This is a genomic window from Dactylosporangium sp. CS-047395 (genome assembly GCF_050942185.1).
Taxonomy (GTDB): domain Bacteria; phylum Actinomycetota; class Actinomycetes; order Mycobacteriales; family Micromonosporaceae; genus Dactylosporangium.
On sequence record NZ_CP192015.1, the window covers coordinates 8617198 to 8636619 of the forward strand.

17 protein-coding genes are annotated in these 19422 nt (G+C 72.6%); 13 read left to right on the plus strand and 4 right to left on the minus strand.

The window, feature by feature from the left end; genetic code table 11:
• Positions 1 to 12 precede the first annotated feature (12 nt).
• A complete protein-coding gene (locus ACQP00_RS40240) occupies positions 13 to 804 on the minus strand; it encodes a 2-amino-3,7-dideoxy-D-threo-hept-6-ulosonate synthase (protein WP_433206842.1) in 792 nt (263 codons plus the stop codon).
• 89 nt (positions 805 to 893) lie between these two features.
• Here ACQP00_RS40240 and ACQP00_RS40245 point away from each other — a divergent pair, with 89 nt between their 5' ends.
• The 10 genes from ACQP00_RS40245 (at position 894) to ACQP00_RS40290 (ending at position 12446) form a co-directional block, all read left to right on the plus strand.
• Entirely contained in the window at positions 894 to 2885 is a 1992-nt protein-coding gene (locus tag ACQP00_RS40245) for an anthranilate synthase family protein (protein ID WP_433206845.1), read from the plus strand.
• The gene (locus tag ACQP00_RS40250) at positions 2882 to 5680 is read left to right on the plus strand and encodes a helix-turn-helix transcriptional regulator (RefSeq protein WP_433206848.1); all 2799 of its coding nucleotides are present in this window, start codon (positions 2882 to 2884) and stop codon (positions 5678 to 5680) included. The genes ACQP00_RS40245 and ACQP00_RS40250 overlap by 4 nt, the downstream gene beginning before the upstream one ends.
• Before the next feature lie 87 nt (positions 5681 to 5767).
• Positions 5768 to 7297, plus strand: coding sequence for an FAD-dependent monooxygenase (locus tag ACQP00_RS40255; protein ID WP_433206851.1), 1530 nt, complete (start codon positions 5768 to 5770; stop codon positions 7295 to 7297).
• Between the two features lie 79 nt (positions 7298 to 7376).
• Positions 7377 to 8018, plus strand: coding sequence for a hypothetical protein (locus ACQP00_RS40260; RefSeq protein WP_433206854.1), 642 nt, complete (start codon positions 7377 to 7379; stop codon positions 8016 to 8018).
• 34 nt (positions 8019 to 8052) lie between these two features.
• A complete protein-coding gene (locus tag ACQP00_RS40265; RefSeq protein WP_433206857.1) occupies positions 8053 to 8547 on the plus strand; it encodes a hypothetical protein in 495 nt (164 codons plus the stop codon).
• On the plus strand, positions 8534 to 9607 hold the full coding sequence (locus tag ACQP00_RS40270; RefSeq protein WP_433206859.1) for an MAB_1171c family putative transporter: 1074 nt from the start codon (positions 8534 to 8536) through the stop codon (positions 9605 to 9607). The genes ACQP00_RS40265 and ACQP00_RS40270 overlap by 14 nt, the downstream gene beginning before the upstream one ends.
• Before the next feature lie 78 nt (positions 9608 to 9685).
• A complete protein-coding gene (locus ACQP00_RS40275; protein WP_433206862.1) occupies positions 9686 to 10099 on the plus strand; it encodes an XRE family transcriptional regulator in 414 nt (137 codons plus the stop codon).
• 488 nt (positions 10100 to 10587) lie between these two features.
• Positions 10588 to 10953 carry a MerR family transcriptional regulator gene (locus ACQP00_RS40280; RefSeq protein WP_433206865.1) on the plus strand — a complete coding sequence of 122 codons (366 nt, stop codon included), beginning with the start codon at positions 10588 to 10590 and terminating at the stop codon, positions 10951 to 10953.
• Positions 10950 to 11267 (plus strand): thioredoxin, encoded by a 318-nt coding sequence (gene trxA / locus ACQP00_RS40285; protein ID WP_433206868.1) that lies wholly within the window; start codon positions 10950 to 10952, stop codon positions 11265 to 11267. The genes ACQP00_RS40280 and trxA overlap by 4 nt, the downstream gene beginning before the upstream one ends.
• A 369-nt stretch (positions 11268 to 11636) precedes the next feature.
• On the plus strand, positions 11637 to 12446 hold the full coding sequence (locus ACQP00_RS40290; RefSeq protein WP_433224146.1) for a siderophore-interacting protein: 810 nt from the start codon (positions 11637 to 11639) through the stop codon (positions 12444 to 12446).
• Between the two features lie 179 nt (positions 12447 to 12625).
• On the opposite strand, the gene ACQP00_RS40295 is transcribed toward ACQP00_RS40290, so the two are convergent.
• Together ACQP00_RS40295 and ACQP00_RS40300 are read right to left on the minus strand one after the other, a co-directional pair.
• Positions 12626 to 13270 (minus strand): SIMPL domain-containing protein, encoded by a 645-nt coding sequence (locus ACQP00_RS40295; protein ID WP_433206871.1) that lies wholly within the window; start codon positions 13268 to 13270, stop codon positions 12626 to 12628.
• A 256-nt stretch (positions 13271 to 13526) separates the two neighbouring features.
• Positions 13527 to 14252: a DUF1707 domain-containing protein gene (locus ACQP00_RS40300; protein ID WP_433206874.1), complete on the minus strand. Its 726-nt coding sequence runs from the start codon at positions 14250 to 14252 to the stop codon at positions 13527 to 13529.
• Between the two features lie 384 nt (positions 14253 to 14636).
• Here ACQP00_RS40300 and ACQP00_RS40305 point away from each other — a divergent pair, with 384 nt between their 5' ends.
• The 3 genes from ACQP00_RS40305 (at position 14637) to ACQP00_RS40315 (ending at position 17396) form a co-directional block, all read left to right on the plus strand.
• Positions 14637 to 15911, plus strand: a complete 1275-nt coding sequence (locus ACQP00_RS40305; RefSeq protein ID WP_433206877.1) for a hypothetical protein — start codon at positions 14637 to 14639, stop codon at positions 15909 to 15911.
• A 134-nt stretch (positions 15912 to 16045) separates the two neighbouring features.
• Positions 16046 to 16960 carry a ParA family protein gene (locus tag ACQP00_RS40310; RefSeq protein ID WP_433206880.1) on the plus strand — a complete coding sequence of 305 codons (915 nt, stop codon included), beginning with the start codon at positions 16046 to 16048 and terminating at the stop codon, positions 16958 to 16960.
• A gap of 1 nt (position 16961) precedes the next feature.
• Positions 16962 to 17396 (plus strand): hypothetical protein, encoded by a 435-nt coding sequence (locus ACQP00_RS40315; RefSeq protein WP_433206882.1) that lies wholly within the window; start codon positions 16962 to 16964, stop codon positions 17394 to 17396.
• Here the strand turns inward: ACQP00_RS40315 and ACQP00_RS40320 are convergent.
• The gene (locus ACQP00_RS40320) at positions 17393 to 19375 is read right to left on the minus strand and encodes a GmrSD restriction endonuclease domain-containing protein (RefSeq protein ID WP_433206884.1); all 1983 of its coding nucleotides are present in this window, start codon (positions 19373 to 19375) and stop codon (positions 17393 to 17395) included. The genes ACQP00_RS40315 and ACQP00_RS40320 overlap by 4 nt on opposite strands.
• Between the last annotated feature and the right edge of the window lie 47 nt (positions 19376 to 19422).

Below are 19422 nucleotides of genomic sequence, written 5' to 3' on the forward strand. Positions count from 1 at the left end.
TCTGTACTCCTTCTACCGGCTGTGGGCCAGGTCGCGGTCGTGGACGAGGGCGGCGAGCCGGCGGACCATCGCGGCCGGCTCGGGGGCGTTGAAGACGAGCCGGCCGGCGGCGATCCCGCCGGCCCCGGCCCGCATCGCGTCGGCCAGGTGGGCCAGGGCGGCGGCGCTGTCCCGGGCGTCGCCGCCGGCGGCCAGGAACGGGATCGGGCAGTCGCCGACCACGCTCGCCAGGTCGGCCAGGCTCCGCGGCATCGCGGTCTTGACCAGGTCGGCGCCGAGCTCGGCGGCGATCGCGGCGGCGTGCGCGACCAGGTGCGGGGCGCGGCCGTCGGCGATCGCCGGGCCGCGGGCGTAGACCATGGCCAGCAGCGGCACGCCCCAGCGGGCGCAGTCGCCGGCCACCGCGGCCAGGTCGGCCAGTTGCCGGGGCTCGGTCAGGGAGCCGGCGTTGACGTGCACGCTGACCGCGTCGGCGCCGAGCCGCAGCGCCTCGGCGACCGAGCAGACGAGCACCTTGGCGTCGGGGTCGGCGGACAGGCCGGTGCCGGCCGAGAGGTGGACGATGAGGCCGAGGTCGCGGAAGCGGTGCGGCGCGACCTGGCGCAGCGCACCCTTGTGCAGGACCACGGCGTCGGCCCCGCCGGCGGCGAGCTCGCCGACCAGCCGGTCCAGACTCTGTCCAATGTGGATGATGGGGTCGCCGCTGATCGGGTGATCGAGCGGCACCACGAGCAGGCCGCCGGATCCGTTACGGTACAGGCGGTCCAGCCGGACCCGGCGGGCGAAGCTGTCGTTGGGAGCCACGTCCGGAACGCTAGAAGGCGGCCGGTGCAGCTCCCACTACTTCAATGGGTAGTGGCCGCCTGCGCGGGGCCGCTGCCACCGTGGCGGGCATGACGCACCCGTGGTTGCAGCGTATCGCCGATGCCGAGGCCTTCGCCCTGTTGTGCCGCGACGACCGGGTCGAGCTGCGGGTCGGCACCCCGCTCGACGCCCTCCCGGAGCCGCTGGCCGGGGAGGTGATGGCCGCGCTGCCGTACCGCACGATCGCCGAGCGCGGCCTCGCGTGCGTCGACGACGGCGCGCCGCTGCTGGCCTTCGCCGTGACCTGGGTCGATTCGCTACCGGTCGAGGAGGCGCTGGCGTTCCTGCCGGCCGCGGCGCCGGACCTGACCGAGGGTGGGTTCGATCTTGACGACGGCGAGTATGCCAAGATCGTCCGGCAGGTCGTCGCCGAGGACATCGGCGGCGGCACGGGTTCGAACTTCGTTATCCGGCGCACCTGGCGCGCCCGGATCGCGGACTTCACGCGATGGGGGGCGGCGGCGGTGTTCCGGGGCCTCCTGCGCGCCGAGCGCGGCGCCTACTGGACGTTCCTGCTGCACAGCCGGGGCCGGACGCTGCTCGGCGCCACCCCCGAGTCGCAGGCCCGCCTGGACAGCGGCATCGCGGCCATGAATCCGATCAGCGGCACCTACCGCTACCCGCCCGGCGGCCCCACCGCCCGTGGCCTGCGCGCCTTCCTCGCCGACCGCAAGGAGACCGAGGAGCTGTTCATGGTCGCCGACGAGGAGCTCAAGACCATGGCCCGGATCTGCGACGGCGGCGGCCGGCTGCGCGGGCCCTGGCTGCGGCCGATGTCCCGGCTGGCGCACACCGAATACATCATCGACGGCCCGACCGCGCTCGGACCGGCCGCGGTGCTGCGCGCGACCCTGCCCGCGCCGACGGTGACCGGCAGCCCGCTCGCGGCCGCGTGCCGGGTGATCGCCGAGCGCGAGGGGACCGGGCGCGGCTACTACGGCGGGGCGGTCGCCCTGCTCGCCCCCGGGTCGCTGGACTCGGCGCTGACCATCCGCACCGCCGAGATCGCGCCGGACGGGGCGGTGACCATCGCGGTCGGGGCGACGCTGGTGCGCCACGGCGACCCGGCGGCCGAGGCGGCGGAGACCCGGGCCAAGGCGGCGGCCCTGGTCGCGGCTTTCAAAGGCGAAAACGCGGCCACGGTACTGCCCAAGCTCCCCCGGGTCGATCGAGCCCTCCGCCGCCGCAACGCCGGCCTGTCCCCGTTCTGGCTCGGCCGCCCGGTGCGGCTCAAGCCGCTGGCCGGGCGGGTGCTGATCATCGACAACGAGGACGACTTCACCGCCATGCTGGCCCGGCTGATCGAGGTCCTCGGGCTGCGGGTCGACCTGGGCACGAAGCTGCGCGACGGGTACGACGCCGTCGTGCTCGGCCCCGGCCCCGGCGACCCCCGCGACCGCAGCGACCCGCGCATCGACCGGCTGCACGAGATCGCCCGGCGGCTGCTCGCGGAGCGGACCCCGACCCTCGCCGTGTGCCTCGGCCACCAGGTCCTGGCCGACGAGCTCGGGCTGCCGATCCGCCGGCTGACCCGCCCGGCCCAGGGCGAACCGCGGCGGATCCCCGGATTCGGCCAGGTCGGCTTCTACAACACCTTCGTCGCCGTCTGCGGGCCCGCGGAAGGGGTCCCGAACCATCGAATGAATGCTATTCATGTGACAACCGTGCGTGACGGCGTGCGCGAGCCGATCGGTATATTGCGGGATGCAGCGACCGGCGCCGTGCACGCAATGCGTATCGGAAGAGCGCGGTCAATACAGTTCCACGTCGAATCGGTGCTGACCGAGCACGGCCCCGCGATTCTGCGCCGCCTGCTGGCCGAAATCCTGGTCGCGCCGACGGCCGGGCCGGGAGCAGGACGATATCGGACCGACGGAGGATGCCGTCCGGGTTCGTCCGGCTCCCCCGAAAGGCTGTTCAAGTGGATCTTCACGGAACGCGAGAATCAACACGAGCCGAATACGGTTTTCCAGCCGCACTCGGGTAAAACGTCCGACAACGCGTCCGACCATCAGGGGTGATTTCGCTGACGAGCACGGCCGCTGGGACATTCGGGCGCGACCGCGAACTCGCCGCCCTGCGGAAGGCGGTGTCCGGCGCCGCCGACGGGTTCGGCGGATGCACGATCGTCACCGGCTCGGCCGGCATCGGCAAGTCCCACCTCATGCGCGCGGCGACGCACTGCGGGGAGGCCCGCGGGGTCGCCGTCGCCGCCCGCGCCGCGTTCGAGCTGGACCGGGCCGCGCCGCTGATCACCCTGGCGTCCGCGCTGCAGCAGCTGCGCCCGGCCGAGCCGGCGATCGGCTGGCTGCGGGAGGACGACGACGCGCAGTACCGGACGCTGGAGCGCCTCGGCGCCGCGCTGGAGGACTACGCGGCCCAGCGGCCCCTGGTCATCGCCATCGACGACGCGCAGTGGATGGACGAGCTGTCCGCGCTGGCCGTCGCCGAGCTCGTCCCGGCCCTGGCCTCCTCGCCCGTGCGCTGGCTCTTCGCGCACCGGCCGGCCCCCAGCGGCACACCCGGGCAGCAGCTCATCGAGCGGCTGATCCGCGACGGGCACGAGCAGATCACCCTCGGCACCCTCGACGACGAGGCGGTGCGCCGGCTGTGCGCGCACGTCGTCGGGGCCGACGTCGACAACACCGTGCTCGCCCTGGCCGGCGGCTGCGACGGCAACCCGCTGCAGGTCGAGCAGCTGGTCCGGACCCTGCACCTGACCGGGCAGCTGGTGGTCGCCGACGGGATCGGCACCGTCGTCGGCGGGGAGCTGCCGTCGAGCTTCATCACGATCGTCGACCAGATGCTGCACGGGCTGTCCGGCGACACCCAGGAGCTGCTGCAGGCGGCGTCGGTGTTCGGCCGGCCGTTCGGCATCGAGGCGGTCGCGGAGCTGCTCGACGTGCGCCCGGCCACGCTGCTGACCCAGGTCAAGGAGGCCACGACGGCCGGGGTGCTGGTCGACAACGGCGACGAGCTGGAGTTCGTGCACGACCTGGTCCGGCTGGCCGTCTACGGCACCCTCAGCGGCGCCGTCTCGACCCTCATGCACCGCCAGGCCGCGGTGATCGCCCGGGCCGAGGGCCGCCCGCCCGTCGAGGTCGCCGAGCACCTGCTCAAGACCGGCCGGTCCGGGCGGCGCGAGGCGGTCACGATCCTGCACGAGGCCGCCCTGGAGGTCGCGCCGGCCGCCCCGAGCACCGCCGCCGACCTGATCGAGCGGGCCCTGGGCATGATCGGCGAGCACGACCGGGAGCGGGTGCCGCTGGTCGCCGACGCCGTCGGGCTGCTCGCCTCGGCCGGCCGCCTCGAGCGGGCCCAGGACCTCGGCGAGACCGCGCTGCGCTCCGGGCTCGACCCGCGCACCGAGGCCATGCTCAAGCTCGGGCTGGCCGAGGCGTTCAAGCACGCGGGGCACAACGGGACCGCGGTGCAGTACGCCGACCAGGGCCTGGCCGTCGCCGGCGCGCCCGAGTCGGTGCGGGCCAAGCTGCACGCGATCCGCGCCCACGCCCGCTTCTACCACCGCGACCTGCCCGGGGCCGACGCCGACGGCGAGGCGGCCACGGCGGCCGGGCTGGCCACCGGGGAGTACGCCGCCTCGGTCTTCGGGCTCACCGGGCGCAGCCTGGTCGCCCAGGCCCAGGGCCGGCTCGACGACGCCTACGGCCACGCGGAGCACGCCACCGGCATCGCCGACAAGGTCCGGGGCGACGCCGCCCACCGCCACCCGCGGATCTGGCTGGGCGACGCGCAGGCCGCCCTCGACCGCTTCGACGAGGCCGAGGAGACCTACGCGCGCGGCCGCCGCGAGTCCGAGCGGCTCGGCACCGCCTGGTCCACCCCGCTCTGGCACTACTACCACGCCGCCCTGCTCACCGCCCGCGGCAAGCTCGACGACGCCGCCGCCGAGGCCGAGGCCGGGGTGGCGGTCGCGCTCAACCTGGCCGCGTACGCCCTCGCCGTGCCGCTGCTGGGCCAGCTGACCCGGCTCGCCGTCCTGCAGGGCGACCTGCCCCAGGCCCAGGCCCACCTCGCGCACATGCACCGCCGGATGGCCGCCGGGATCAGCTGCGCGCCGGAGGACATGTACTGGCCGGAGGGCGTCCTGCAGGAGGCCGTGGCCGGTCCCGAGGCCGCCCTGACCGTGCTCTGCGGCCTGGTCGACGCGCTGCCCGAGCGGCCGGTGCTGATCGCGCAGGACCCGACCAGCGCGCCGGCCCTCGTGCACATCGCGGTGCGGGCCGGCGACCTGCCCCGGGCCCGGACCGTGGTCGCCGCCGCCCGCGCCCTGGCCGGCCGCAACCCCGGGATCCTGTCCCTCGCCGCGGCGGCCGATCACGCCGAGGGGGTCCTCACCGGCGACCCGTGGCTGCTGCGGGGGGCGGTCGAGCGTTTTCGGCGTACACCCAGACGCCTTGCCCTGGCCGGAGCGCTCGAGGACGCCGCGCTCAACAGCGCCGACGAGTCGCAGGGCCGCGCCTGGGCCGCCGAGGCGATCGCGATCGTCACCGACTGCCGGGCCGAGCGCGCCCGCCGGCGGCTGGAGTTCAGCCTGGGCGGGCCCAAGGCGCCGACCGAGCGGCCGGTCTTCCGCCCCGGCTCGCCGCTGCGCCAGCTCACCCCGGCCGAGCAGAACGTGGCCCTGCAGGTCGCCGACGGCCTGACCAACCGGCAGGTGGCCAGCGCCCTGCACCTGTCCCGGCACACCGTGGACAGTCACCTACGCAAGATCTTCACCAAGCTGGACCTGCGCGGCCGCGTCGAGCTGGCCACGCTCGTCTCGCAGGACCGGGATCCCGGAGATATCGCGTGAACGCGTGATGTGCGGGGGGTCCCCCTGACCCGAACATGACCATTGGCGACGAAGGCGTCGCCGAGGTCGAGGGATGGGGGATCACCGGTGACGACGCCCACGAGCACGCAGGTCCTGGTGGTCGGCGCGGGCCCGACCGGCGCCGTCCTCGCGCTGGAACTCGCCCATCACAACGTGCCCTGCCTGGTCGTGGAGCGGGCGGTGGCCCCGCCCCGGCACCCCGGCGTCGACCGGCTCACCGGCCACGCGATGGCGCTGTTACGCCGGCTCGGGCTGGCCGCGCTGGTCCGCCGGTACGGTTCCGGGCCGGCCGACCCCGAGGACGTGGAGTGGCGCACCAGCCTGGACGACGACCCCGTCCTGGTCGCGCCCGGCTCGTTCCTGCTGGACGAGGCGCTGCCGGACGGCGGGCCCGAGCACCGCATCCCGGCCGCCGAGCTGACCCGGCGGCTGCGCGACAAGCTGCGCGAGCACCCGCTCGTCGACCTGCGCGAGGGCTGGACGTTCACCGGCCTGCGGGTCGCTGCCGAGGGCGCCGTGGCCACCGTGCTCGACGTGCGCGCGGGCGTGCGGCACACCGTCGCGGCGCGGCACCTGGTCGGCTGCGACGGCGCGCAGAGCACCGTCCGGCGCTGCCTGGAGGTGCCGATGGAAAACCTCGGCAGCCCGGCCCAGCACTGCTCGGTCTTCTTCCGCAGCACCGACCCCCGGTTACCGGCCAAGAACGGCACCCCGGTCGTCGTGGTCGTCGGCGGGGTGACCAGCGTGGCCCGCGGCGAGGGCGACACCTGGGTGGCCCACCTGCCGATCGGCGCCGACGAGCCGGTGAGCACCGACCCGGTCGCGATGCTGCGCGCGCGGCTGGGCAGCGAGCTGGAGGCGCCGGAGATCCTCGGGGTGGCCCAGTGGGACGACGCGCTGGGCGTGGCCTCGGCGTACCGGCGCGGCCCGGTCTTCCTGGCCGGCGAGGCCGCGCACCGCTTCCACCCGGCCGGCGAGCTGGCCGACACGAGCCTGGCCGACGCGGTCGACCTGGGCTGGAAGCTGGCCGCCGAGATCAACGGCTGGGGCGGGCCGGCCCTGCTGGCCAGCTACGAGTCCGAGCGGCGGCCGAGTGCCCTGCTCGACCGGGAGCTGCTGGCCCGGGCCCTGGAGACGCGCCGGCGCTTCGGCCGGCTCAGCGCCGCCGGGGCCGCGCCCGAGCTGCTGGCCGGGGTGTTGCGGCAGGAGGCGCACCGGCCCGACGCCCGCGCCCTGCCGGCCCGGCACACCAAGTCGTCCGTGGTCTGGCCCAGCGGCCCGGCCGGCACCGTGCGCCCCGGCGGGCGGGCCCCCGACCTGCGCCTGGACGGCGGCGAGACCCTGGCCGACCGGTTCGGGCCGGAGCTCACGCTGGTCGACCTCACGGCGGCGGCGGACGGGAGGCCCCTGGTGGCCGCGGCCACGCTGCGCGGCATCCCGGTCACCCACCTGGCCGTCGCCGACGCGGGCGTGCGCACCCGCTGGGATCGCCCCCTGGCCCTGGTCCGGCCCGACCGCCATGTGGCGTGGTGTGCCGATACGGTCCCGAACGACTGGGACGCGGTCTTGGACCTGGTCAGCGGCAAGACCACGTAAACGCGTGATGGTCCCGGAGCAACCCGGCGGCCACGCTCGGAGGACGCCCCGCCCACCACCGACAGGCAGGACAGGACCGATGAGCATGACGACCCTGGCGCCTTATCTGACGGCCTCCCCGGACTTCGGCCGGGAACTCGGCAACACCGTCGTGAGCCGCTGGCACAAGCGCCTGTCGGCGAACCCGACGGCCAAGCGCAGCCACTGGCGCACCAAGACCGTCTACTTCCGCGCGGTGGCGGGCCTCGTCGCCGCGGCGCCCGGGGCCCCGCTGACCTGGAAGAGCATCGTCGAGGCGGCCGCACCCAACGGCAGCCGCAGCACGTTCTACGAGGTCGCCGGCGCGCACGCCCGGCACCCGTTGATCGAGGCGTTCATCCACGACGGGCGCACGGACTCCATCCAGCTGGCGCTGTACTACCGCCGCAGCGACGCCGTGGCCCAGCTCATCGACGAGGCCAAGGTCTGGTCCTACTGGCAGCACCGCGAGCGCATGCTCGACGCGGTCAACGCGGCCGGCCCGCTGTCGCCGACCGCCCTGGAGTCCGAGGTGTGCGCGTCGCTGACCAAGTGGTCGCGGGCCAACCAGCACCTGGCGGCCGCGCTCGGGCACACCCCGCCCGCCTGCGCCGTCGAGGACCTCATGCTCATCCGGGACGGGCAGATGGCGGCGGTGCGCGCGGCCACGCTGCTCAGTGATCATCTTCGGCGTACCGCCTGAAGGCATTTCGCCTTCCAGCCGCTAGTCTGGCGGCGTGCGACTGCGGCGGCTTGAGCGGGAGTGCCGGCGCCTGATCGCGGACATCGAGGTGCCGGACCCCTTCGACCTGTCGGTGTTCCTGTCCTACATCGCCGCCCGTCGCGGCCGCGACCTGCACCTGCATCCACAGCCCGCACCGGCCGGCGCGCCGTGCGGGCTGTGGCTCGCCACGGACCAGGCCGACCACATCTTCTACGCGGCGGGCGCCGACCCGCTGCACCGCCGGCACATCATCCTGCACGAGATCGGCCACATCCTCTGCGACCACAAGGCGCCGGGGCTGGTGCTGCCCGACCTCGACCCGGCCACCGTGGCGCGGGTGCTGATGCGCACGACGTACTCGGCCCCGCAGGAGCAGGTGGCCGAGATGATCGCGACGATGATCAGCGGCCGGGCCCTGCGCGGCGGCACCGAGCCGCGCAGCGACGACCCGCTGCTGCAGGGCCTGCACGAGGCGTTCATCCCGGGACCGGCGCATGGCCTTCGCTGACACCCTCGAGTTCCTGGTCCTCGGCTCGTTCTGGGCCTTCACGATCTGGCGCTTCGCGACCCCGCAGCCGCCCCGGGGCCGGGCGATCCGGCTGGTCGCCCTGCTCGCGGCGCTGTCGTTCACGTTCAACCGGCGGGAGATCTCGTTCGCGACGGACCGGCTGCTGCACGTGGCCGACATTTCGGTACCGCTGAAGAACCTCGCCACCGTGGCCGCCTCCGCGGCGATCATCCACCTCGCCGGCATCCTGCCGGGCCCGGTCGGCGAACGTCCCCGGCTGCGCCGCTGGGCCTACATACTGCTCGCGCTGGCCGGCGCGACGATGATCGTGCTGTTCCTCCTGGTGCCGCGCAGCCCCGCCCGCGGCGACTTCGTGGCCGAGCACGCCGGGACGCCCCTGGTCACCGCGTACGGCGTGCTCACCCAGTTCGGCCTGTTCGTCGGCCTCGCCTGCTGCCTGGCGCTGTTCCACCCCGCGGCCGGGCGGGCCGAGCCCGGGCTGCTGCGGGTCGGGTTGCGGCTGCTGACCGCGGCCGGACTGGTCGGCCTGCTGTTCATCGCCAACCGGGTCGCGTTCCAGGTGAGCAACGCGCTGGGCAGCGACATCATGAACGGCCCGGGCGCCGAGAGCCTGTCGCGGGTCATCCTGGCCACGATGCTGCTGCTGTTCGCCGCGGGCGCGGCCCTGCCGGCCATCGGCGGCGTGCGGCGCTGGCTGTCCCACTATGTGGCGCTGCAGCGGCTGCGTCCGCTGTGGGCGGTCTCGGTCGCGGCGGTCCCGCACGTGGTGCTGGGCGATCCCCCGAGCCGCCTAGCCGACCGGCTGACGATCCGGGGCGTCGGCCTGCGGCTGTACCGCCGGATCATCGAGATCCGCGACGCGCAGTGGGAGCTGGGGCAAGCTCAGCAGGCACCCGCGGACGCCGACACGAGCCTGGCGGAGCAGGCGCGCGCCCTCCTGCGGGCTGGAAGCGTTGTGGCCACCCCCGAATTGGCGCCGACCCGGCGACCCGGCCACAACGATCCGCCCGATGCGCCACCCGCTCTAAACGTGAGTTGATGGACGCACGGTGCCCGTAAATCTGAGCTTATGATGGAGATTTCCATCCGACCGGTGGGATTGTCAAGGGTTGATGCGATGACTGAGCCGACGCTCGCGGCCAAACTGGACCGCCTGTTCCGCACGGTGCACCCGGCCGGCCGCGGCGAGTACACCTACGAGGAGGTCGCCGCCGCCATCCGCGACCGCGGCGTGATGATCTCGCACACCTACGTGTGGCAGCTGCGCAAGGGCACCCGCGACAACCCCACCAAGCGCCACCTCGAGGCCCTGGCCGAGTTCTTCGGGGTCAACGCCGCCTACTTCCTCGACGACGACCCAGCCACCTCGCGCCGCATCGAGGAACAGCTGGACCTGCTGGCCGCCCTCCGCGACAGCGCCGTGCGATCGGTGGCCCTGCGCGCCGCCGGCTTGTCCGCCCCGAGCCTGGAGGCCATCCACGGCATGATCGAGCACGCCCGCCGCATCGAGGGCCTCCCCGAAACGGACTAAGACCCAGGACCCAAGCCCCAGGCCCCAGGACACAAATCCCGCCCCGGTGCGGTCTTGAGACCGAGCACGCCCGACCGCATCGAGCGCCTCCCACCCCGGTGCGGTCTTGAGGGGGTGTGGGTGGAGCGAAGCTCCCCCACCGCTTTTCAGGACATTCGACGGTCCAACCCCGCCGCCAAGGCGCCCATACAGTGAAGAGACCTTCGCTGCCCAAGGACACCGCCCGGTCCAACCCCGCCACCAAGGCGCCCATACAGTGAAGAGACCTACGCTGCCCAAGGACACCGAACGGTCCAACCCCGCCGCCAAGGCACCCATACAGCGGCCAACCTTCCGCTTTCAGGACACCGAACGGTCCAACCCCGCCTTTCAGGACACCGACCGGTCCAACCCCGCCGCCAAGGCACCCATACAGCGGCCAACCTTCCGCTGCGCGTTCAGCCACAGACCCTGGCGTTGACGCCCGCGTCAAGGTTTAGCGTGCTCGTATGCGGATCGGCGAGTTGGCGGAGCGGGCCGGCACCAGCGCTCGCGCCCTGCGCTACTACGAGCAGCACGGCCTGTTGGCGGCGAGGCGCACGACCAACGGCTACCGCGAGTACGACGAGTCCGACCTGCGCCTGGTCCGCGAGATCCGGTCGCTGCTGGAGATCGGCTTCAACCTCGAGGACACCCGCCCCTTCGTCGAGTGTCTCCGCTCGGGCCGCGCCACCGGCGCCGAGTGCCCCGGCTCGATCGAGGTGCTGGGCCGCAAGCTCGCCGACCTGGACGGGTGCATCGCGCGCCTGCTGGCGGTCCGCAGTGTCGTCTCGCAGGAACTGGAACAGGCCACCGCGATGGAGGAGCAAGCATGACAACCGAGGTGACGGACGCCACTTTCGCTTCCGAGGTCCTGGCCAGCGACGTGCCGGTCCTCGTCGACTTCTGGGCCGAATGGTGCCCGCCGTGCCACCGCCTGGCGCCCTTGCTGGACGAACTCGCGGCGGAGTACGCGGGCCGCGCCCGAATCGTGAAGCTCAACGCCGACGACAACCCGGTGACGGCCCGCACCTACGGCGTGATGTCGATGCCGACGCTGGCCGTGTTCTCCGGCGGCGCGGTGGTGTCGCAGGTGGTGGGGGCACGGCCGAAGAGCCGCCTGCGCGAGCAGCTGGACGCTGCGCTTTGAGCGATAAGTCGGGCGCTGCCGCGCTGCGCCGCGAACGATAAGTCGGGCGCTGCCGCGCTGCGCCGCGAACGATAAGTCGGGCGCTGCCGCGCTGCGCCGCGAACGATAAGTCGGGCGCTGCCGCGCTGCGCCGCGAACGATAAGTCGGGCGCTGCCGCGCTGCGCCGCGAACGATAAGTCGGGCGCTGCCGCGCCGCGACTTATCGGACTTTTCGCCCGACAGGGTATTGACGCGCTCCGTCCGATCCCGGGGTCGGGGGTGTCGGGCCGGCGGGATCAAGCTTCGAGGAGGAGGGCGGTTGCGGGTTAGGGCAGACTACCCTGGCCAGTGTGTCCGTCTCTTCGCCCGGGCCGCGGCCCGCACCCGTCATGCACACCGGCCGGGTCGTGCGCGCCGAGCGCCTGACCCCGAACATGCACCGCGTCGTGCTCGGCGGTGAAGGCCTGTCCCGGTTCGCCGCGGGCGAGTACACCGACCACTACGTCAAGCTGATGTTCCCGCGCCCCGGGGTCGACTATCCGAGCCCGCTGGACCTGGCCCACGTGCGGGCGACCATGCCGCGCGAGGCGTGGCCGGTCACCCGGACGTACACCGTGCGCGAGTGGGACCCGCAGGCCCGCGAGCTCACGCTGGACTTCGTCCTGCACGGCGACACCGGCCTGGCCGCGCAGTGGGCCGTGCACGCCCGCCCCGGCGACGAGCTGCAGTTCGGCGGGCCCGGCGGCGCCTACGCACCCGACCCGAAGGCGGCGTGGCACCTGCTGGCCGGCGACGAGAGCGCGCTGCCGGCCATCGCCGCCGCCCTGCCGCACATCCCGTCCGGCGCTGACTTCGCGGCCTTCGTCGAGATCGGCGACCCGGCCGACCGGCAGGACATTCCGGGCATCACCTGGCTGGACCGCGGCACCGGCCCGATCGGCTCGGTGCTGGTGCCCGCCGTCCTGTCCCACCCGTTCCCGGCCGACGCCGACCCGGATTCCGTGCACGCCTTCGTCCACGGAGAAGCGAGTTTCGTCAAAGACCTTCGCCGGTACCTCCGGATCGACCGCAACCTCCCCCGCACCCGCATGTCGGTGTCGGGCTACTGGCGCCTCGGCCACGACGAGGACGGCTGGCAGGCGTCGAAGCGCGACTGGAACGCCCAGATCGAGGCCGAACAGGAGCCGGCCTTCTCGTAGCCGGTCAGAGGGCCGGCGCGGTCATGGTGAAACAAGCCTCGACCGCCGAACAGGAGCCGGCCTACTCGTAGCTGGTCAGAGGGCCGGCGCGGTCACGCCGAACAGGAGCCGGCCAACTCGTAGCGCGTCAGAGCGCCGGCGCGGTCGTGCCGAACAGGAGCCGGCCTACTCGCAGCCCGTCAGAGCGCCGGCGCGGTCATGGTGAAACGGGCCTCGACCGCCGCCGAGATGCGCTGGCGCCGCGGGTCGAGCTGGAGCTCGGGGGTGGACTGGCTCTTCATCATGCCGCCGCCGTAGCCGCCCGCGAAGGTCTGGATGCCTTCGGCGCGGCTCAGGCCCGGGTCGGCCAGTTCGACGAGTTCGACGAGTTCGGAGCCGAGCGCCTCGGCGTACTCCCGGGCCCGGGCGATCGCATCCCGCACGGCCGCGCGCCGCGCCTCCCGGTGCACCGGGCTGTCCGGGCGCACCGACCAGAACGGGCCGCGCACCTCGGTCTGCTCCTGCCCCGCGACCGCGAGCATCAGCTCCCCGAGCGCCGCGAAGTCCCGCACCGTGACCGTCGTCGAAACGCTGCCGTGGTACGCCGTGATCCGCTCGCCGCGCTTGCCGGAGCTCTCGGGGTACACGTGAAGGCCTGAAGTCTCTCGCTTTTCGACGGCCTCGCCGAAGCGCTCCAGGAACTGCCGGAACGCCTCGGACCGCTCCCGCAGGCGTGCGAGGGTCGCGTCCCGATCGCGATCGCGGGCCGACACCACCACCGTGAACTCGGCCAGCTCCGGATCGACCTCACGCACCGCCTCGCCGCGCACCGCAACCGTCGTCATGCCGCCAACCTTAAGATCCGGACTCGCGCTGCTTGCGACGCCGGCACTCGACGCCCACGCCGCGCACCGCAACCGTCGTCATGCCGCCAACCTTAAGATCCGGACTCGCGCTGCTTGCGACGCCGGCACTCGACGCCCACGCCGCGCACCGCAACCGTCGTCATGCCGCCAACCTTAAGATCCGGACTCGCGCTGCTTGCGACGCCGGCACTCGACGCCCACGCCGCGCACCGCAACCGTCGTCATGGCGCCGAGCTCAAGATCCGGACTCGTGTTGCTTGCGGCGGCGGCGCTCGACGCCCACGCCGCCCCACATGGCGAAGCCGGTCACCGTGATGCGCGGGGCGCCGTGGCGGCCGGGGCCGGAGGCGTCCTGGGCGAAGCCGCCCATGAAGCCGACGCCGGTGACGTGGACCTCGGCGTCCTCCGGGACGATGACGTTCACGCCGCCCATGAGCGCGAAGCAGCGGATCGTGACCTCGCCGTGGAGCATGCGGGCCTCGCGCAGGTCGATGGTGCCGCCGCCCCAGAAGCTGAAGCTCGTGAAGACCTTCGGCACCATCCACGGGCCGCGGCGTACGAAGCCGCTCATGACCGCCACCGCCGAGCCGGTCTGGGGCGCCTCGCCCGGCCGGGGCGGCACGCCGTCCAGCAGCGGGACCGGGGCCGACTGCGCGGCGGGCAGGTCGCGCACGATGGGTTCGAGGTCGGCGTACGTGCGGGCCGCGTACACCGCGTGCAACCGCTCGTCGACCTCGTCCAGGTCGAGGCGTCCCTCGGCGGCCGCGGTGCGCAGGACCTCGGCGACGCGCTCGCGGTCGGCGTCCGAGGCGCGCATCTGGCGGGGGTCCATGCGCTCGGGGAGGTCGGCCATGGCGAACAGCGTAGGCCGTACGCACAGCACGGTGGGAGCCGGTCGACCAAGAGCCGGGCGCGGGACGGCCATCACGCGGGTCCGCCGCTCGGCCGTCACGTGATCCACCGGGAGATCTTGCACCGGGCGGTTCCCGATACCCGGACGGGCAGTTACATCCGGCGCGACGGGCAGGGGTCGGGCGCCGCGCATCTTCCGGCTCGAATGCCCCGGACGGGCGGGTACACCTGTCCCGCCCCGCTGGTCGTGGCGCCGTCGGCCGGGCGGGCAGCGGATCGGACGCGCGGTGTCGTTTGGGTGACCGATTGTCCACAGTGGTCGCGACACGTACTGATAAATCTGGAAAAAACGGTCTCGCCGCATATCCTGACCGAAACAAACCGAAGACTTGCGCAAGGGCCTCGGTAGCGTTTTGGATGTGCTGGCGGACCGTTTGCCACCGTGCGTGAGCGGCGGCGTCACAAGCTTCCCGATCGTATGGAGGATCGATTCATGACCCATGGCGGGGATCTGTTGACGCAGCGTGACGACGCCTCCGCGCGTCCCAACTTCACCCAGCAGGTCAGGGGATACGACAAGCGTCAGGTCGACCAGTACCTCAACCAACTCGACCGGCAGATCTCCGGCCTCACCGCCGAGCGCAAGCGCGCCGCGGGCCAGGCGCAGGACCTGACCAACCAGATCCAGGACCTCACGTCGCAGCTCAAGCAGCTGCAGGCGGAGCTCAACGAGGTGCGGCAGCGGCCCGCCCGGGTCGACCGCGCCTCCTTCCGCCACCTCGGCCCGATGGTCGACCAGATCCTCGCGCTGGCCGAGAAGCAGGCCGGTGTGATCATCGACAACACCGAGCAGAAGGCGGCCGAGCACCAGGCCAACGCCGAGAAGGTGCTCGCCGAGGCCAAGGAGCGCGCCGAGAAGCTCATCGCCGACGGCGAGGGCGCCCGCGAGCGGTCCGAGGCCGAGGCGAAGCGGATCCACGAGCAGAGCGTCGAGCACATGGAGAAGACGCGGGCCGAGGCCGACGCGCTCGCCGAGGCCGCCCGCCAGCAGGTGCTGCAGGAGGTCAAGGCCGGCCGCGCCCAGGCCCAGCAGGAGCTGGCCCAGTGGAAGGCGACCGCGCAGCGCGAGATCGAGGAGCTCAAGGCCGGCACCGAGCGCGAGCTCACCGAGGCGCGGCAGAACACCGAGCGCGATCTGACCCAGCAGAAGCAGGCCGCGGACCAGAAGAACGCGGCGCTGCACGCGGACGCGCAGAAGTACGCGGCCGACATGCGCAAGCGCGCCGACGAGGAGAACTCGCGGCACCAGCAGCAGCTGACGGTCGTACAGCAGGACATCCAGGCCCGCCAGAAGGCCCTCACGCAGCTGCAGACCGAGCTCGAGGCGACCCAGACCAAGCTGACCGAGTCGCGCAGCGAGTCGCAGACGCTCGGCCGCGAGGTCACCCAGCTGCAGCAGCGCCTGGGCGAGACCAAGCAGAGCCTGACCAGCGAGCTGACCCGCCTCGAGCACGCCCGCCAGGCCGCCGACTCGGCCGAGCGGCACGCCAAGGAGGTCCGGGCCCGCGTCCAGCGCGAGGCGAAGCGGGTGGCCGACCTGGCCGCGGCGGCGGTCATGGCCGCGGCGGCGGGCGGCGGCGACACCGGCGAATACCCGAAGGTGCCCGCCCCGGTCCGGCAGATCCCCGAGCAGCTGCCGACTCAGCCCGACAGCCAGTCGGCCCCGGACGCGCGCCGCGAGGAGTCACCCTCGCCCGAGCAGGCCTGATCGTCCTTTAGGTTGCGGCGAGCCGGAATGCAACACCTACACGGCTCGCCGCCCGCCGACCCCGGGCCGATGCCGAACGCGTACCGATTGCCCTAACGTCCAGCGTGGTGTGCGAGCGCGCGGAGGTGGTGGGCGTGAGGATCGTGGCGGTCGTCAACAACAAGGGCGGCGTCGGCAAGACGACCATCACCGCGAACCTCGGGGCCGGCCTGGCCGCGCGCGGCATGAAGGTCCTGATGATCGACCTCGACCCGCAGGCGAGCCTCACCAAGTCGTTCTTCACGGTCGACGAGTCGCAGCTGTTCCTGTCGAAGCTGCAGACCATCGGCGCCTGGTTCCGCGCCCCGGACAGGGGCCGCGCGCAGGTGCTGGCCGACCTCGTGTTCAGCCCGCCGCGGTGCAACGCCCTGATCGGCAAGCAGGGCGGCTGGCTGGAGCTGGTGCCGTCCGACCCGCTCATCATCAACTCCGAGAGCCTCATCCCCGGCGCCGTGGACAACACCGGCAACATCCGGGCGGCCAAGTTCGTGGACCTGCACCGCCGGCTGGCCGAGGATCTGGCTGATCCGGCCTTCTCGAAGTACGACGTGGTCCTCATCGACTGCGCGCCCGCCTTCTCGCTCACCACCAAGATGGCCACCGTCGCCGCCGACATGCTCCTCATGCCGGCCCGGCCGGACTTCCTGTCCACCGAGGCGATCCAGGTCATGGGCCAGCGCCTGCTCGAGCTCACCAGGGCCTTCAACAAGCACCGCGAGGCCGCCCCCGACGGCGTACCCGTGATGCGCATGCCCCGCGTGGCCGTGCTGTTCACCATGGTGCAGTGGCACAACGGCGGCCCGATCGACGTGCAGGCCCAGTTCATCAACGAGGTGACCGCCCTCGGCGTGCCGGTGTTCGGCACCCTGCTCCGGGATCGCAGCAGCGCTTACGCGGCATCGGGCCGGTTCGGCGTACCCACCATGCTCGCCAACGGCATCGCCCCCGAAATCCGCACCAACCTGAACGACTGCGTCGACGAGCTGCTCACCATGTTCGAGAGGTTGTGACGTGACCCAATCCCCCAAGCTGGCCGCGCTCGCGCTCAACGAGATCGGCCGGCTCCTCGGCACCCTCACCGAGGACCAGCTGACCGCCCTGGCCGAGGGCCGCGCCCACGTCGAGTTCCGCGACACCGACGGCACCGCGACCCCCCTGGCCGCGACGGCCCGCGCCAAGACTCCCAAGGCGCCCAAGGCCGACCTGGACGAGATCATCGCCGAGATCAAGGCCCTGACCGAGGAGGACGCAGTTGACCGCTACCTCCAGTCCCGCGACAAGGACCTCTCCCTGCCCCAGATGCGCGAACTGGCCGATCGCATCGGTCCACCCGTGACGTCCAAGGGCGCCAAGTCAAAGGCCCAACTGCGCAAAAACATCGCCGCCGGTACGGCCGGTCTCCTCAACCGCCCCGCCTCCGTCTTCTCGGGCGCCTGGGACCGCTAGTCGGTACTACTGGCCGGCAGCGCAATCCGCTCGCCGGCCCAGGGCTTCTCCTCCACCACCGGCATCCGCAGCGGCGACTGCATCGAACCCTTCTCCCGCGCCACGATGTCGAGCCACTCCGGCCCCGTCCCGGACACCAGGAACGGCCCGATCGGCACCTCGATGGCGCCCTCGACGACCTGGACCGGCACGGACTCGCCGTTGATGGTCACGTCGCCGGGGGTGCCGTAGTTCGCGGCCGCCTCGATCGCCTCCTCGAAGTCCTCCATCTCGGTGGCGCCGCTCCAGGCGATCCCGGCCCCGGAGGCCCGGAACAACAGCGGGCCGGGCTTCCAGACGCTGCCGTAGTACACCATCGTGAGCTTGTACCCGTCGCTGGTCGTCGCGGGCCCGCTCGGCAACTGGTCGAGCCAGGCCGGGCGGAACGAGGCGAGCAGGTCGGTCATCGCCTTGGCCAGCAGCTCCCGGCGCCGCTTGAGGAAGTTCGGGAACGCCGCGGCGACCCGCAGGTCCTCGTCGAGCGGGATGAAGTGCGCGGTCAGGTGCTTGTCGCCGACGGTCGGGAAGTACTCGGCCGGTGAGCGGTCGCTGATGAGCAGGTTGGCCTTGCGGGAGATGAAGGCCAGGTTGGACAGGTCGTTGATGTCGCCCTTGTCGTACGCGCCGAGCGTGGCCACCGGGTGCACGTGGTGGAACTGCAACTGGTGGTCGTCGGTGTCGCCCGGCATGATCCCGTTCGCGTGATACCAGTCGCGGGCACCGTTGCGCTGGGCCACGAGCAGGCTCAGGAAGAAGTACGGGCTCTCCTTGGACCGGCCCATCAGCGAGTCGGCCGTGATGCTCGGGACGGTCTGCAGGACGCCGAGGTTCGCCAGCAGCTCGCGGACCGGTTCGGGCTTGCGGACGGCCTGGACGTCCCGCGCGAGGTTGGTGTCGGTCGCCGTGGAGTAGCGGGCCCGGATGATCGCGATGAGGAGCCAGTAGATGATCGCGTCCTCGGCCTGGTCGGCGAGCGGCTCCTTGGGCCGTTCGCCGAGGAACACCACCAGGGGGATCAGCGGGGTCAGCGAGGGCAGCGGGCTCGAGTCGGTGACACCGAGGTTGCCCTTCAGCAGGGGAACGAGGTGACGCAGTCCACGTTGGACGGTCGCCCAGGCCTTCACCAGGTCGGTCTCGCCGACGCGGCTGAGATCGTTGACGGACCACGACGACATGCCGCCGCCGAAGAGCGCGGCCGCGAACGTCCGCACGAGGAAGTCGACGTCGAGGTCGCCGTAGGAGGCGGCGCGCCAGTGGGCCTCCTCCTTCTCGAACTTGTCCAGCACGCCCTTCCACCGTGCGGAGAGCGTCGACATGGCCAGGTCCGCGCGGCTGAGGTGGCGGCCGGCACTGTTGACCCGCACGAAAATCTCGGAGACCTCCTCGTAGGTGCAGTTGCGCAGGGTCTCCACCTGGAAGGTCCGGTCCCCCAGCAGGCGCACCCGGCCCAGGCGCTGCTCGATCTCGTACTCGTCGAGCTGGCAGCCCGCATCCCGCAACCGGCGCGTCATCGCCGTCAGCGAACTCCCGCCGCGCAGCAGGGAATGCACCTTGATCCAGTTCGCGTCGGTCGCCGTGGCGGCGCTCTGGTTCTGGAAACGCTCCTTCTCCACATGGAAGACGACCTGCGCCTCCTTGTGGTCGTCGAATACGCGGTGCAGGGAGGTCAGCCGCTGCTGGCCGTCGAGCAGATACAGCGGGGGCTTGAACGGCTTCTCCGTCGCACCCTCCACCGCCATCGCGCGGGTCGCCGGCTCCTCGTCGGACTGCCAGAACAGCAGCGAGCCGAACGGGAACCCTCGGTAGAGGGAGTCGATCAGCTTCGCGACCTGCGTCGGCCGCCACACGTAACTGCGTTGCAGCTCCGGCAGCCGGATCTCGGTCCGGGTGATCTGGCCCATCAGTTCGCTGACCGGAAGCGTGGAGCGCTCGATGTGCATCAGACGATCCTTGCCGGGGCGCGGCGGGCACGGTAGCGCCCGGTCGC